Origin of the sequence: Caulobacter sp. KR2-114 (genome assembly GCF_049446115.1) — a bacterium.
In the GTDB taxonomy this organism is placed as follows: domain Bacteria; phylum Pseudomonadota; class Alphaproteobacteria; order Caulobacterales; family Caulobacteraceae; genus Acaudatibacter.
In genome coordinates this window covers 93,372-107,033 of record NZ_JBMSEC010000002.1, presented here as the reverse complement: position 1 = coordinate 107,033, position 13,662 = coordinate 93,372, and the positions used below count along the sequence as shown (strand labels likewise).

General features: G+C 70.2%; 12 protein-coding genes and 1 tRNA gene. 6 read left to right on the top strand and 7 right to left on the bottom strand.

The window, feature by feature from the left end; all coding sequences use genetic code 11:
- Positions 1-7 precede the first annotated feature (7 nt).
- Positions 8-1,387, bottom strand: coding sequence for an MATE family efflux transporter (locus ACO2Q3_RS06530; protein ID WP_423305753.1), 1,380 nt, complete (start codon positions 1,385-1,387; stop codon positions 8-10).
- Between the two features lie 145 nt (positions 1,388-1,532).
- Here ACO2Q3_RS06530 and ACO2Q3_RS06525 point away from each other — a divergent pair, with 145 nt between their 5' ends.
- Positions 1,533-2,018 (top strand): DUF4188 domain-containing protein, encoded by a 486-nt coding sequence (locus ACO2Q3_RS06525; RefSeq protein WP_423305752.1) that lies wholly within the window; start codon positions 1,533-1,535, stop codon positions 2,016-2,018.
- Between the two features lie 160 nt (positions 2,019-2,178).
- Here the strand turns inward: ACO2Q3_RS06525 and ACO2Q3_RS06520 are convergent, their stop codons facing one another.
- From ACO2Q3_RS06520 to ACO2Q3_RS06510, 3 genes are all read right to left on the bottom strand, one after another.
- A complete protein-coding gene (locus ACO2Q3_RS06520; RefSeq protein WP_423305751.1) occupies positions 2,179-3,321 on the bottom strand; it encodes a serine hydrolase domain-containing protein in 1,143 nt (380 codons plus the stop codon).
- A 169-nt stretch (positions 3,322-3,490) separates the two neighbouring features.
- Positions 3,491-4,291: a class I SAM-dependent methyltransferase gene (locus ACO2Q3_RS06515; RefSeq protein ID WP_423305750.1), complete on the bottom strand. Its 801-nt coding sequence runs from the start codon at positions 4,289-4,291 to the stop codon at positions 3,491-3,493.
- Between the two features lie 28 nt (positions 4,292-4,319).
- On the bottom strand, positions 4,320-5,702 hold the full coding sequence (locus tag ACO2Q3_RS06510; protein ID WP_423305749.1) for a class II 3-deoxy-7-phosphoheptulonate synthase: 1,383 nt from the start codon (positions 5,700-5,702) through the stop codon (positions 4,320-4,322).
- A 77-nt stretch (positions 5,703-5,779) separates the two neighbouring features.
- Between ACO2Q3_RS06510 and ACO2Q3_RS06505 the strand changes: the two genes are divergently transcribed.
- From ACO2Q3_RS06505 to ACO2Q3_RS06495, 3 genes are all read left to right on the top strand, one after another.
- On the top strand, positions 5,780-6,472 hold the full coding sequence (locus tag ACO2Q3_RS06505; RefSeq protein WP_423305748.1) for a DNA-3-methyladenine glycosylase I: 693 nt from the start codon (positions 5,780-5,782) through the stop codon (positions 6,470-6,472).
- Positions 6,473-6,551: 79 nt separating this feature from the next.
- Positions 6,552-7,604, top strand: coding sequence for an amidohydrolase family protein (locus tag ACO2Q3_RS06500; RefSeq protein WP_423305747.1), 1,053 nt, complete (start codon positions 6,552-6,554; stop codon positions 7,602-7,604).
- A gap of 218 nt (positions 7,605-7,822) precedes the next feature.
- Complete coding sequence (locus ACO2Q3_RS06495; protein WP_423305746.1) at positions 7,823-9,058, top strand: acyl-CoA dehydrogenase family protein; 1,236 nt, start codon at positions 7,823-7,825, stop codon at positions 9,056-9,058.
- Positions 9,059-9,229: 171 nt separating this feature from the next.
- Here the strand turns inward: ACO2Q3_RS06495 and gor are convergent, their stop codons facing one another.
- From gor to glmU, 3 genes are read right to left on the bottom strand one after another with little or no spacing between them, the layout of a single operon-like run.
- Positions 9,230-10,612 carry a glutathione-disulfide reductase gene (gene gor, locus ACO2Q3_RS06490; protein WP_423305745.1) on the bottom strand — a complete coding sequence of 461 codons (1,383 nt, stop codon included), beginning with the start codon at positions 10,610-10,612 and terminating at the stop codon, positions 9,230-9,232.
- Between the two features lie 26 nt (positions 10,613-10,638).
- On the bottom strand, positions 10,639-11,322 hold the full coding sequence (rpiA, locus tag ACO2Q3_RS06485) for a ribose-5-phosphate isomerase RpiA (RefSeq protein WP_423305744.1): 684 nt from the start codon (positions 11,320-11,322) through the stop codon (positions 10,639-10,641).
- Complete coding sequence (gene glmU / locus ACO2Q3_RS06480; protein WP_423305743.1) at positions 11,319-12,668, bottom strand: bifunctional UDP-N-acetylglucosamine diphosphorylase/glucosamine-1-phosphate N-acetyltransferase GlmU; 1,350 nt, start codon at positions 12,666-12,668, stop codon at positions 11,319-11,321. Before glmU ends, rpiA begins: the two co-directional genes overlap by 4 nt.
- A gap of 121 nt (positions 12,669-12,789) precedes the next feature.
- On the opposite strand from glmU, the gene gph reads away from it, so the two are divergent.
- Complete coding sequence (gene gph, locus ACO2Q3_RS06475; protein WP_423305742.1) at positions 12,790-13,518, top strand: phosphoglycolate phosphatase; 729 nt, start codon at positions 12,790-12,792, stop codon at positions 13,516-13,518.
- Between the two features lie 20 nt (positions 13,519-13,538).
- Positions 13,539-13,613: transfer RNA gene (locus ACO2Q3_RS06470), tRNA-Val, on the top strand.
- Positions 13,614-13,662 lie beyond the last annotated feature (49 nt).

The following is a 13,662-nucleotide window of genomic DNA, read 5'->3' as shown; positions in this document are numbered from 1 at the left end:
GACCGCCCTACCCCTCGCCGCGGCGGGCCAGCATCCAGAACCGGCCGAGCAGCAGGCCGGCGGCGACGAAGGTCGCCACCACGCTGGCCCAGACGATGCCCTGCAGGCCCATGTGCCGGGGGATCGACAGCCACCAGGCCAGTGGCAGCATGACCAGCAGATAGCTGGCCATGTGGGTGATCGTGGGGACCAGCACGTCGCCGCGGGCCCGCAGCGACTGGGCCACCACGACCTGCAGGGCGTCGGGAATGAGGAACACGCAGCTCAGCAGCAGGGCCGCAGTGGCCATGGCCACCGTGCTCGGCTCACTGGTGTAGACCTGGGCGATCTGGCGCGCGAAGGCCCAGACGATGACCGTGGCGACGGCGGCGAACACCGCCGTCACGCCGTAGCCGACCAGGGCCGCGCGATCGATGCCGGCCTCGTCGCGCGCGCCGTGGGCGCGCGCCACCAGCACCGCGGTGGCCGTCGCCAGGCCCAGCGGGATCATGAACACGATGGCGATGACGTTCAGCACCACCGCCCAGGCGGCCACCGCCAGGCCGCCGATCCAGCCGGCGACCACGTTCATGCCCGAGAAGGCCATGATCTCGAAGAAGCTGGACGACCCCGCGCCATAGCCGACGCGCCGCTGCTCACGTTCGCGCGCCCGGTCGCGCGGCGGCTTGTCGAACACGCCCAGCTCGCGGGCGTCCTTCATCCGCCAGATGTAGGCCAGGTTGCCCCCGGCGATGACGGTGCGCGCCGTGAAGGTGGCGATGCCGCCGCCCACCGCCCCCAGCGCGGGCAGGCCGAACGCGCCCGGCACCAGCACCAGGTCGACCGCCAGATTGACCAGGTTGGCGATCCACATGATCACCAGCGGCGGCACCGGCCGCTTGATCCCCTCCAGCCACGAGCTGGAGGCCACCGACAGCATGAACACCGGCATCGACAGGGCGAACACGATCAGCGGCCGGCTGGCCCCGGCGGCGAGGTCGCCGGCCAGGCCCAGACTTTGCAGCACCGTGGGGCCGCCGATGACCACCAGGGCCGTCGAGCCGAATCCGATCCACAGGGCGTAGCTCAGCCCCCGCCGCAGCGCCGCCCCCGCTTCACGCGGGCGCCCCTCGCCCAGCGCGCGTGAGCCCATCACCTGGACGCCGGACAGAAGGCCGATGGCCGAGCCCATCACCACGCTGGTCACCGCCCAGCCCAGGGCGTGGTAGCCCAGTTGCACCGCCGAATAGCGCCCCACCACCACCGCGTCGGTGAAGCCCATGATCATGATGCCCAGGCGCGCGGGCACCAGCGGCCCGGCGAGCTTCAGCAGCTCGACCAGGTCGTGACGGACAGGATGAGCCGCGCCTCCCGCGCGGGAGGTCGCGGCGAGGGCTTCGCCGGCCATGGGGCTTCATCTTTTCAAAGAGGCGCGGAAACTGACCGAGCCGGCGCCGAAGCGCAAGCGTGGCGGTCCGCTGATCCGGGGCTTATGTCATGACGTAACAAGGCCGTGGCAGCATGGCCACATGCGTCGTCACGGGGAGACGCCCATGCCCAGGACCATTGACCGCAGGGTCTGCGCGGAGCTCGACGGGCCGTTCGTGCTGTTCCTGATCGGCGCGCGGATCAACCGCTGGTGGAAGCCGTGGATCCTGTTTCCATTCATCACCACCATGCCGCGGATGCTGGCGGAACTGGGCGCGCGCCCGGAGCTCGGCCTGCTGCACGCCCGCGGCCACTTCGGCCCCGGCGGCCTGATGGTGGTGCAATACTGGCGCAGCTTCGAGGCGCTGGAGGCCTACGCCCGCGAGCGCAGCCTGACCCACCAGCCTGTCTGGGCCTGGTTCAACAAGCGGTTCGGCTCCAACGGCGACATCGGCATCTGGCACGAGACCTACCTGATCCAGCCGGGCGCCTACGAGAACATCTACAACAACATGCCGCCGCATGGCCTGGGCGCCGCCGGAACCCTGACCGACGCCGTCGGCCACCGCAACGAGGCGCGCCAGCGGATCAAGGCGGCGGCGAGAGGGTAAATCCCGCTCTTCGTCGTCGGGTTCTGGGTTTCTGGGGACACTATACCTATCCCCCTCCCACTGACCTGAAGTCACTGGTTCGCTGTGCGGGGGGATAGGTATCATGTCCCCAGAATGCCCAGAATGCAGGTTGCCGAAGATGGGGAAGCTGGCCGGCCCCTCAGGCTTCCAGCGCCTGCCAGGCGGCCATCACCAGGCCCAGGGCGCGCAGGTCGCCGGTGGTGGTCGGGGCCATGCGGGTCATGGCGTAGCCGAAGGTGGTGCGGGCATCCATGTCGATGATCGCCAGCGAGCCGCCGTAGCCGCCCCAGAACATCGAGTTGGGATTGGTCAGCGGCGCCATGGCGCCCGGCAGGCCGAAGCCCAGGCCGAACTTCGCCGGCTGGCCGAAGATCAGGTCTGTGCCCTCGATCTGCAGTTCCAGCGCCTTGCGGCACCCCGCCTCCGACATGAACCGCTTGCCCTTGGCGACGCCGCCGTTGGCCAGGATGGCGTGGATCTCGGCGATCGAACGGGCGTTGCCTTGGCCGCCGGCCGCGGGGATCTCGGCGCCCCGCCAGGCCCGCGTGCGGGTCTCGCTGACGTCGATGCCGGGATTGGACGACATGTTGCGCACCAGCTCCGACTGGTTGGGCGCGTCGCCGATCGCCGACCCCGGCGGCGGCGGGATCAGGTCGGCCACCCTGGCGTCCTCGCTGGCCGGCAGGCCGATCCAGAAGTCGGCGCCCAGCGGCTCGGCGATCTCCTGGCGGAACACCGTCCCCAGGCTGCGGCCGGTGATGCGCCGCACCACCTCGCCCACCAGATAGCCCTGGGTCAGCGCGTGGTAGCCGCTGGCCGTGCCGGGCTCCCAGAACGGCGCCTGGGCCGCCAGCAGCGAGGTCACCTTGTCCCAGTCGTAGAGGTCGGCGGTGGTGAGCGTCTCCTTCCAGCCCGACAGGCCGGCGGAATGGCTCATCAGGTGGCTGACCTTGACCCGGTCCTTGCCGTTGGCCGCGAACTCCGGCCAGTACGTCGCCACCGGGGCGTCGAAGTCGAGCTCGCCGCGGTCGGCCAGCAGCAGGGCGGTCAGCGCCGTCATCGTCTTGGTGGTGGAATAGACGTTGACGATGGTGTCCTTCTCCCAGGGCCGGGTGTGGGCGTCATCCGCCCAGCCGCCCCACAGGTCGATCACCGTCTCGCCCTCCAGCGTCGCGGCGAAGCTCGCGCCGGAGTCCGTCCCGTTCTCCAGATTGGCCTGGAAGGCCTCGCGCACCGCGCCGAACCGGTCCGTCGCGAACCCGCCCACCGAACCGTCGGCCATGGTCTTCTCCCCGTGTTTGGGGCGAGCCTAGCGGAAGGGCTGGCCCTGCGCCAAGTGCGACCGCCCCCTCACCCAACCCTCTCCCCCTCCGGGGGCGAGGGCTTCAAGCCAGAGGACGCGGCCAGGCATAGCCCTCGCCCCGCTTGCGGGGAGAGGGTTGGGTGAGGGGTCAGCGCCGGCGGGCCGTGTACAGGATGGTGATCATGTTGCGCACCACCCGGCCGTCGAACTGTTCGGCGGCGATGCGGCGCAGCTCGGCCAGCACATGGCGCTGCTCGTCCGGCGGGCGGGCGGTCATGTCGGAATAGGTGGCGTAGAGCGACACCACCTGGTCGGGATCGAGCACCAGCTCCCAGGCGCGCTTCTGCACGGCCAGGTCGACGAACTCCGGGCGCCGGCCGAAGGCGCTGCGGCGATCGTTGACGTTCAGGGCGAAGGGCACGCCCGACGGGCCGCCATGGCTGATGCTGCGCGGGCCGTCGTTCAGCAGCGCAAACGTGGCCTCATGAAAGGGATCGGCACGGTCCGGGTCGCCGAACACGTTCCAGACCATCGCCCACCAGCCGCCCGGGCGCAGCAGCGCCGCGACCCGGCCCAGGGCGCGCTGTTCGTCCAGCCAGTGGAAGGCGGTGGCGCAGACGCCGAGGTCGAAGTCGGCGCGGGGAAACGACGCGTCCTCGAACGGCTGCTCGATGACCTGCACCTCGAAGGCGCTGTTGCGCCGCAGATAGGCCGCCATCCGGGGATCCGGCTCGACGGCGACCAGCGGCCAGGCGCCGCGCAGGGTCAGCGGGCGGGTCGCGACCCCGGTCCCCGCCCCTACCTCGAACACCGCCGCGCCCGGCTTCAGCCCGCAGCGCTCGCACAGGGTGTCGAACACCCAGTCCGGATACGGCGGCCGGCTGCGGTCGTAGTTGGCCGGATCGTCGCCGAAGGCGCGCCGGCCGAAGGCGCGGTCGATGTCGGCCATCGTCGCCGGATCGCGCCCGCGCCCGCGGCTATTCCGCGGCCTGGTGGCTGAGGCCCGCCAGGCGCTCGGCCTTCAGCTTCTCGGCCACCAGGAAGGCCAGCTCCAGCGCCTGCTCGCCGTTCAGCCGCGGGTCGCAGTGGGTGTGGTAGCGGTCCGCCAGGTCGCCCTCGGTAAGGGCCCGCGCGCCGCCCAGGCACTCGGTGACGTTCTGGCCGGTCATCTCCAGGTGCACGCCGCCCGGATGCACGCCCTCGGCCTCGGCGATCTCGATGAAGCTCTTCACCTCGGCCAGGATGCGGTCGAACGGCCGGGTCTTGTAGCCGTTGTTGGCGGTCAGGGTGTTGCCGTGCATCGGGTCGATGGCCCACACCACATTGCGGCCTTCGTCGCGGGTGGTGCGCATCAGCATCGGCAGGCGGCCGGCGATCTTGTCGGAGCCGAAGCGGCCGTAGAGGGTCAGCCGGCCCGGTTCGTCCTCGGGGTTCAGGGCGTCGATCAGCCGGATCAGCTCGTCCGGCTCCAGGGTCGGGCCGACCTTCAGGCCGATCGGATTCTTGATGCCGCGCATGAACTCGACGTGGGCGTGGTCCAGCTGGCGGGTCCGCTCGCCGATCCACAGCAGGTGGGCAGAGGTGTCGTACCAGTCGCCCGAGGTGCTATCGACCCGGGTCATCGCCTCTTCGTAGCCCAGCAGCAGGGCTTCGTGGGCGGTGAAGAACTCCACCCGGTGCAGATCGGGCTGGCTCTCCGGCGTCACGCCGATGGCGGCCATGAAGCTCAGCGCCTCGCTGATCTTCTCCGACAGTTCGCGGTAGCGCTCGCCCTGCGGGCTGCCTTCGACGAACCCCAGGGTCCAGCGGTGGATGTTGTAGAGGTCGGCATAGCCGCCGCCGGCGAAGGCGCGCAGCAGGTTCAGGGTCGCCGACGACTGGCCGTAGGCGCGCAGCAACCGCTCCGGATCCGGCCGGCGCGACGCCTCGTCGAATTCCATGCCGTTGATGTTGTCGCCCCGGTAGGACGGCAGGGTCATGCCGTTCACCGTCTCGATCGGCGAGGAGCGCGGCTTGGCGAACTGGCCGGCCATGCGGCCGACCTTCACCACCGGTTTGCCGCCGGCGAAGGTCAGCACCACCGCCATCTGCAGGATCAGGCGGAAGGTGTCGCGGATGTTGTCCGCGGCGAATTCCTTGAAGCTCTCGGCGCAGTCGCCGCCCTGCAGCAGGAAGGCCTTGCCGGCGGCCACGTCGCCCAGCAGGCTCTTCAGGCGCCGCGCCTCGCCGGCGAACACCAGCGGCGGCATGCGGCGCAGCTCCGCCTCCACCGCCGCGACCTTGCCCTCGTCGGGATAGTCGGTCGGGATGTGCTTGGCGGGCAGGTTTCTCCAGGACGCAGGCGTCCAGCGTTCAGACATGACGAGCCTCTTTCGAAGGGCGCGGTTTCTAGCTCAGATAGGGCGCGAAGGCAAAACGGCCCGGGAGGGGCGGCAAGATGCGCGATTTCGAGGAAATCTATGCCCTCGCAGCCGAGCGCAAGGGCGGATCCGACCGCCTGGACGCGCTGGTGGCGCAACACCGCCCCAGGACCCGGGCCGAGCTGGCCGCCATCCCCGACGATCGCTGGCTGGCGCAGATGACCAAGTGCGTGTTCCAGGCCGGCTTCAACTGGAAGGTCATCGACAACAAGTGGCCGGGCTTCGAGGCCGCCTTCCACGCCTTCGACCCGGCGCTCAACGCGGCGATGACGGAAGAGGAATTCGACGGCCACCTGAAGGACACGCGCATCGTCCGCAACGCCCAGAAGGTGATGAGCGTGCGGGCCAACGCCCAGTTCGTCGTCGACCTGCAGCGCGAGCACGGCAGCGCGGCAAGGTTCTTCGCCGAGTGGCCGGACGACGACTTCGTCGGCCTGCTGGAGGTGATGAAGAAGCGCGCCGCGCGCCTGTCCGGCGAGACCGCCGCCCGGTTCTTCCGCTTCATGGGCCGCCCGTCGTTCATCACCAGCCGCGACGTCACCGCCGCGCTGATCGAGGCCGGGGTGATCGCCAGGGCGCCGACCTCGCGCAAGGACCTGCAGGCGGTGCAGGACGCCTTCAACGCCTGGTCCGCCCAGACCGGCCGCAATCTGACCGAGCTCAGCCGCGTGCTGGCGATGAGCGCGGGGCCGATCTACGACGAGGTCTGAGACGGCCGCGGTTGCCTAAGGCGCGGCGGGCGGGCATGACCTCTCGACACCGCCCGCCAGAGGCGCCGAGGAGATTGCCATGAGCCGCGAAGCCATCCTGGAACCGGATCTGCCGATCGTCGATCCGCACCACCACCTGTGGGACCGGATCCTGCCGCCGCCGGCCCCGGGCGCGCCGGCGCCCCCGCCGCACCCCTTCACCACCGTTGTGGCGCGCCGGCCGCGCTATCTGCTGCACGAGCTGCTGGCCGACCTGCGCAGCGGCCACAACGTGACCGCCACCGTGTTCGTGCAATGCGGCGCCTTCCACAAGGCGGACGGGCCCGAGCACCTGAGGCCCGTGGGCGAGACCGAGTTCGTCAACGGCGTGGCGGCGATGACCGCCAGTGGCGTCTACGGCCCGATCCGCGCCTGCGCCGGCATCGTCGGCAACGCCGACTGCACGATCGGCGACAGGATCAAGGAGACGCTGGAGGCGCATCTGGTGGCCGGCGGCGGGCGCTTCCGCGGCATCCGCCACAGCGCCTCGGCCGACCCCGATCCCGGCGTGCTGGGCCCGCTGAACCGCACCCCGCCGGGCCTCTACGCCTCCGACGCCTTCCGCTCGGGCTACAAGCACCTGGCCGACTACGGCCTGTCGTTCGACGCCTGGCTGCTGGAGCCCCAGCTGCCGGACCTGATCGACCTGGTGCGGCGCCATCCGAACATCCCGGTGGTGCTCGACCACGTCGGCACGCCGCTGGGCATCGCCAGCTACGAAGGCCGGCGCGAAGAGCGCTTCCCGACCTGGCTGAAGAACATCAAGGAGCTGTCCAAGTCGGCCAACGTGTCGGTGAAGCTGGGCGGCCTGGCCATGGCGTTCTGCAACTTCCCCTCGTTCCTGGCCGACCCGCCGGCGCCCTCCACCCAGCTGGCGGCCGAATGGAAGCCCTATCTCGACGCCTGCATCGAGGCCTTCGGGCCCGAGCGGTGCATGTTCGAGAGCAACTTCCCCGTGGACCTGGGCAGCTGCGACTACGACGTGCTGTGGAACGCCTTCAAGGTCTACGCCCGGGACTTCTCGGTCGCCGAGAAGACCGCCCTGTTCAGCGGCACGGCGACCAGGGTCTATCGCCTGGACCTGCCGGCCTAGATATCTCTTCCCCCACTGGGGGAAGTGGATCGGCGCGAAGCGACGAGACGATGGGGGTTCCAGCCAGGCGCGGACGGCGGTTCGCCGCTGGAGCCCCCTTTCCCCGCTCCGCGGGGACTTCCCCCAGAGGGGGAAGAGAACGGGGGGTTGCCTGCCCACGCGTGACCACCCCTAGTTCCGCTTGGCAAACGACAGAAGACGCAGAGGCAGGAAACACCATGGCCATTGATTTCGAGATCCCGGCGGAGGCCAAGGCCATCCGCGAGAAGGTCCGCCAGTGGGTGCACGACGAATGCATCCCCGCCGAGAAGAAGCTGATCGACGGCGGCGACTACAAGACCATCCTCGGCGAGCTGCGGACCAAGGCCCGCGCCCAGGGCCTGTGGTGCCCCTTCATCCCCAAGGAATACGGCGGCATGGCGCTGGGTCCGCTGGCCAACGCCCTGGTGCAGATGGAGCTCGGCGAGAGCTACCTCGGCGCCCTGTCGATGAACACCCAGGGCCCCGACGACGCCACCATGCTGACCCTGCTGACCCACGGCACGCCGTACCAGAAGGAGAAGTTCCTCAAGCCGCTGCTGAACGGCGAGAAGCGCATCTGCTACTCGATGACCGAGAAGGCCGCCGGCGCCGACGCCACCGGCATGCAGACCCGCGCGGAAAAGGACGGCAACGAGAACTATGTGCTGAACGGCGAGAAGTGGTTCTCGTCGGCGGCCAGCGTCGCCGACATCGCCCTGGTGATGGCCAAGACCGACCCGGACGCCCCGCGCCACCAGCAATTCTCGACCTTCATCGTCGAGCTGCCGAACCCGGGCTACAGGATCAAGCGCGACATCGAGACCATGGCCGCCGAAGGCCCGCTGAGCCACATCCTGGGCGGCGGCCACTCCGAGGTCGAGATCAAGGACCTGGTGGTGCCGGCCGAGAACCTGCTGGGCGGGGAAGGCAACGGCTTCAACATGGGCCAGCATCGCCTGGCCTACGGACGCCTGCGCCACGGCATGCACAACGTGGCCATGGCCCAGCGGGCGCTGGACCTGGCCGTCGGCCACATCACCAGCCGCTCGACCTTCGGCGAGCCGCTGCACAAGCGCCAGGGCGTGCAGTGGATGATCGCCGACTGCGCCACCGAGATCTACAAGGCGCGGCTGATGCTGCTGCACATCGCCTACAAGGCCGAGAAGGGCATGGACCTGCGCCAGGAGAACTCCATGGCCAAGATCTTCCTGGCCAACATGGTGCACCAGGTGGTCGACACCGCCATCCAGCTGCACGGCGCCCTGGGCTATTCCATGGATACCCCCCTGGCCCGCTGGTACACCCACATCCGCAGCCAGCGGCTGGTCGACGGCCCGGACGAGGTGCACCGCTGGACCATCGGCCGCAACGTGATCAAGGCCTTCCAGCAGACCGGCACCACCGCCTCGATGTGCGGCGGGGACCTGCTGTAGACCACCTACGATCTGTCATCCCGGAAAGCCGCGAGGGCGGCTTTTCCGGGACCGCCAGAAGCGCTGATGCGTGGAGGCCGTAGCGGGCGCCGGCTCGTGCCGCGGTCCCGGATATCCGCTGCGCGGATTCCGGGATGACAGCACATGGGTGGCTGCGAGAGCGTGCTCCCCCTACGCCGCCGACATCCCCATCGGCACGTACTTGTCGCGCATGGTCACCAGTTCCTCGGCCGCCGTGGGGTGCACGGCGCAGGTGGAGTCCCACTGCTGCTTGGTGACGCCCATCTTGATGGCAATGGCGGCCATCTGGATCATCTCCGGGGCGTCGGGGCCGACCACGTGGCAGCCCAGCACCTTCTGGGTGGCGGCGTCCACCACCAGCTTCATCAGCATGCGTTCCTCGCCGCCGTAGAAGGTCACCTTCATCGGCCGGAAGACGGCGCGGTAGATGTCGACCTTGCCGACCTTGTGCCGGGCCTCGGCCTCGGTCAGGCCCACAGAGCCGATCGGCGGCTGGGAAAAGACCGCGCTGGCCACGGTGTCGTGGTCGAAGCTGGTGGGATTGTCGCGGAACACCGTCTCGGCGAAGGCGGCGCCCTCGCGGATCGCCACCGGGGTCAGGTTGATGCGGTCGGTGACGTCGCCCACGGCCCAGATGTTGTCGACGCTGGTCTTCGAGAACTCGTCCACCACCACCGCGCCGCGCTCGTTCAGCGCCACGCCGACGTTTTCCAGCCCCAGGCCGGCCGTGTACGGCTCGCGGCCGGTGGCGTACATCACCACGTCGGTCTCCTCGGCATGGCCGTTGGTCAGGTGGTTCAGGAAGGCGCCCGACGGGGTCTTCTCGATCTTGCTGTGCTCCGTGCCCAGGATCACCTTGATGCCGCGCTTCTCGATCTCGCCGGTCAGGTGGCTGCGCACGTCGTTGTCGAAGCCGCGCAGGATGTTGGCCCCGCGGTACATCAGGCAGGTCTCGACGCCGAGGCCATTGAAGATGCCGGCGAACTCGACGGCGATATAGCCGCCGCCGACGATCATGATCCGCTTGGGCAGGCTCTCGAGATGGAACGCCTCGTTGGAGGTGATGGCGTGCTCTATGCCCGGGATCTCGGGGGTGGTGGGCCGCCCGCCGGTGGCGATCAGCACCTTGTCGGTGGTGATGGTGCGGCCGCTCTTGGCCAGCTTCACCGTGTGGGCGTCGACCAGCTCGGCGCGTTCGTGGACGATGTCGGCGCCGGCGTTCTGCAGGTTGCTGACATAGATCCCCGACAGGCGGGCGATCTCGATGTCCTTGGCCTCGAGGAACCTGCCCCAGTCGAAGGTCATCTCGCAGTGCGACCAGCCGAAGCCCTCGGCCGCCTTGAAGGCCTGCGAGAATTCGCTGGCGTAGACCATGAACTTCTTGGGCACGCAGCCGCGGATCACGCAGGTGCCGCCCACCCGGTGCTCCTCGGCCACCGCCACCCGGGCGCCGGACATGGCCGCCAGGCGGGCCGCGCGCACGCCCCCGGAGCCGGCGCCGATGACGAAGAGATCGTAGTCGTACTTGGCCAAGCCAGGCTCCTCAGATGATGGCGCTGTCAGACGCCGACGGTGTCGACACCCCCGTCCGTCCCCACCAGCGCCGTCGTCGCCAGGTTCAGGAACAGGCCGTGCTCGACCACGCCGGTGACGGCCTTCAGCGCCGTCGCCAGACCCGCCGGGTCCTCGATCGCGCCGCAGGCCGCGTCATAGATAAGGTTGCCGTTGTCGGTCCGCACCACCGCCCCGTCGCGCAGGCGCAGGTGCGGGAAGACCGGCATGCCGAAGCGCTCGAACACCGCCTCGATGCGGCGCAGCGTCGTGGCGTGGCCGAACGCCACCACCTCGATCGGCAGCGGGAAGGCGCCCAGCACGGGCACGCGCTTGGCGGCGTCGGCGATCACCACGCAGCGGCGCGAACATTCCCACACCAGCTTCTCGCGCAGCAGCGCCCCGCCGCCGCCCTTGATCAGCGACAGGCCGGGCCCGATCTCGTCCGCGCCATCGACGGTGACGTCGATGTCCTTGGCCTCGTCCAGCTCCAGCAGCGGGATCTTCAGCAGCCGCGCCAGGTCGGCGGTGGCCTCGCTGGTGGCGACGCCGCGTACGTCCACCCGATGGATCGCCAGGGCGCGCACGAAGTGCGCCGCCGTCGAGCCCGTGCCCAGGCCGACGATCATCCCCGGCTCGATCAGCCGGACCGCGGCCTCGCCGGCCGCGCGTTTCTGGTCTTCGGCGCTCACGACTTCCCCTTTTCCCTCAGCTTGCGGGCGCGGAAGGCCGCGGCCCACCCGGCCTTCTCGGTCTGCACGCCCCGGCCCAGCGCCAGGGCGTCGGCCGCCACGTCGCGGGTGATCACCGAGCCCGAGCCGGTAAAGGCCCCCGGCCCCACCGTCACCGGCGCCACCAGGGCGGTGTTTGAGCCGATGAACGCCCCCTCGCCCACGTGGGTGTCGAACTTGTCGAAGCCGTCGTAGTTGCAGAAGATCGTGCCGGCGCCGATGTTGGCCCCCGCCCCCACCGTGCCGTCGCCCAGATAGCTCAGGTGGTTGGCCTTGGCCCCCTTGCCCACCTTGACCTTCTTCACCTCGACGAAGTTGCCGATGTGGGCGTCCTCGCCGATGTCGGCGCCGGGGCGCAGGCGCGCATAGGGGCCGATCAGGGCGCCGGCGCGCACCACCGCACCCTCCAGGTGGCTGAAGGCGCGGATCACCGCCCCGCCCTCCACCGTCACCCCGCCGGCGAACACCACGTTCTGCTCGATGGTCGCGCCGGGCTGGACCACCGTGTCCCAGGCGAACCACACCGTCTCGGGCGCCGGCATGGTCACCCCCTCGGCCAGCAGCTGGCGGCGGCGGCGGGTCTGGAAGGCGGCCTCGGCGGCGGCCAGCTCGGCCTGGGAGTTGACCCCGGCGACCAGGTCCTCGCCGGCGAAGGCGACCCGCACCGCGCGGGCGCTCTCGGTGGCCAGCCCGACCACGTCGGTCAGGTAGTATTCGTGCTTGCCGTTGTCGTTGCGCACCTTGCCCAGCAGCTCAAACAGCACGCCGGCGTCGGCCGCCAGCACCCCGGAATTGCAGGCCTTGATCTTGAGCACCGCCTGCGGGGCGTCCTTGGCCTCGACGATGCGTTCCAGCAGCCCGCCGCCACCCAGGATCAGCCGTCCGTAGGCGCCCGGGTCGGCCGCCTCGAAGCCCAGCACGGCCACCGCCGCCCCCTGCGCCCGCAGGTCGAACAGCGGCGCGACCGCCTCGGCGGTCAGCAGCGGCACGTCGGCATAGGTGACCACCACGTCCCCGACGAAGCCGGCCAGGGCCTCCCTGGCCGCCAGCACGGCATGGCCGGTGCCCTGCGGCGGGTCCTGAACCGCGACGGCCGACGGGCCCAGGCGCTTCTCGACGTGGGCGCGCACCGCCGGCGAGTGGTTTCCGACCACCACCACCACGCGCTCGCACCCCAACTGCTCGGCGGTGTCGATCGCCAGGTCGAGCATCGCCCGGCCGGCCACCTTGTGCAGCACCTTGGGCGTGGGCGACCTCATGCGGGTGCCTTCGCCGGCGGCCAGGATCACGGCGGCTCTTGCGGTCATGGGTCTCTCCGGGGCGGTGGGGAAAGCTTGGCTGGGGCCAGGACGAGTCGCGCTCTTGCCATCCCCGGGCCTTTAGCCGAAACGGCGGGGCGTTTCGACCCAAGTTGCGAGGCCTGCCCGCTTGACCCAGTCCGCTCCCGCCGACCTGGCCGCCCTCTCCGGCGCCACCATCGTCTTCGACCTCGACGGCACGCTGGTCGACTCGGCGCCCGACCTGGTCGGCACGCTGAACTTCCTGCTGCAGGAGGAAGGGGTCGCGCCCCTGCCGATGAGCCAGGCCCGCGACATGATCGGCCGCGGGGCCCGCGCCCTGCTGGTGCAGGGGTTCCTCGCCGCCGGGGCGCCGGTCAGCGACGGCCGGCTGGACCAGCTGTTCGATCGCTTCATCGCCCACTACGAAGGCCGCATCGCCGACGAGAGCACCATCTTCCCGGGTGTGCTGCCGGCCCTCGACACCCTGCGGTCCGCCGGCGCGCGACTGGCGGTGTGCACCAACAAGCGCACCGGCCTTTCGGTGCAGCTGCTGCAGGCGCTGGGCTTCGCCGACCGCTTCGACGCCATCATCGGCGCCGACAGCGCGCCGGCCCCCAAGCCGGACCCGCGCCACCTGACCGCCGCCATCGCCGCGGCCGGCGGCGATCCGGCCCGGGCGGTGATGGTCGGCGACTCCATCTCCGACGCCGGCGCCGCGCGGGCCGCCCAGGCGGCCCTGGTGCTGGTCAGCTTCGGCTACACCGAGACCTCGGCGGCCGAACTGGGGGCCGACATCCTGATCGACCACTACGACCAGCTGGTCGATGCATGTTCGTCGCTGCTGGCCTCTTGCCCGCCCTCGATCAAGGCGCTATAGCCCGCCCTCCCCGATTGGCCGGATGCGTAGCTCAGCGGGAGAGCACCTCGTTCACACCGAGGGGGTCACAGGTTCAATCCCTGTCGCATCCACCATTCTTCCCCTCCCCTGCCGCGATACCGACCGGACCGGTCGAGCTTCAGA

Bases quoted from the DNA above. Each gene is read 5' to 3' on its own strand.
- ACO2Q3_RS06510 (WP_423305749.1), bottom strand. From the start codon at position 5,702: ATGTCTGAACGCTGGACGCCTGCGTCCTGGAGAAACCTGCCCGCCAAG.
- ACO2Q3_RS06495 (WP_423305746.1), top strand. From the start codon at position 7,823: ATGGCCATTGATTTCGAGATCCCGGCGGAGGCCAAGGCCATCCGCGAG.
- ACO2Q3_RS06500 (WP_423305747.1), top strand. From the start codon at position 6,552: ATGAGCCGCGAAGCCATCCTGGAACCGGATCTGCCGATCGTCGATCCG.
- ACO2Q3_RS06520 (WP_423305751.1), bottom strand. From the start codon at position 3,321: ATGGCCGACGGTTCGGTGGGCGGGTTCGCGACGGACCGGTTCGGCGCG.
- ACO2Q3_RS06525 (WP_423305752.1), top strand. From the start codon at position 1,533: ATGCCCAGGACCATTGACCGCAGGGTCTGCGCGGAGCTCGACGGGCCG.
- ACO2Q3_RS06505 (WP_423305748.1), top strand. From the start codon at position 5,780: ATGCGCGATTTCGAGGAAATCTATGCCCTCGCAGCCGAGCGCAAGGGC.
- ACO2Q3_RS06530 (WP_423305753.1), bottom strand. From the start codon at position 1,387: ATGGCCGGCGAAGCCCTCGCCGCGACCTCCCGCGCGGGAGGCGCGGCT.
- glmU (WP_423305743.1), bottom strand. From the start codon at position 12,668: ATGACCGCAAGAGCCGCCGTGATCCTGGCCGCCGGCGAAGGCACCCGC.
- ACO2Q3_RS06515 (WP_423305750.1), bottom strand. From the start codon at position 4,291: ATGGCCGACATCGACCGCGCCTTCGGCCGGCGCGCCTTCGGCGACGAT.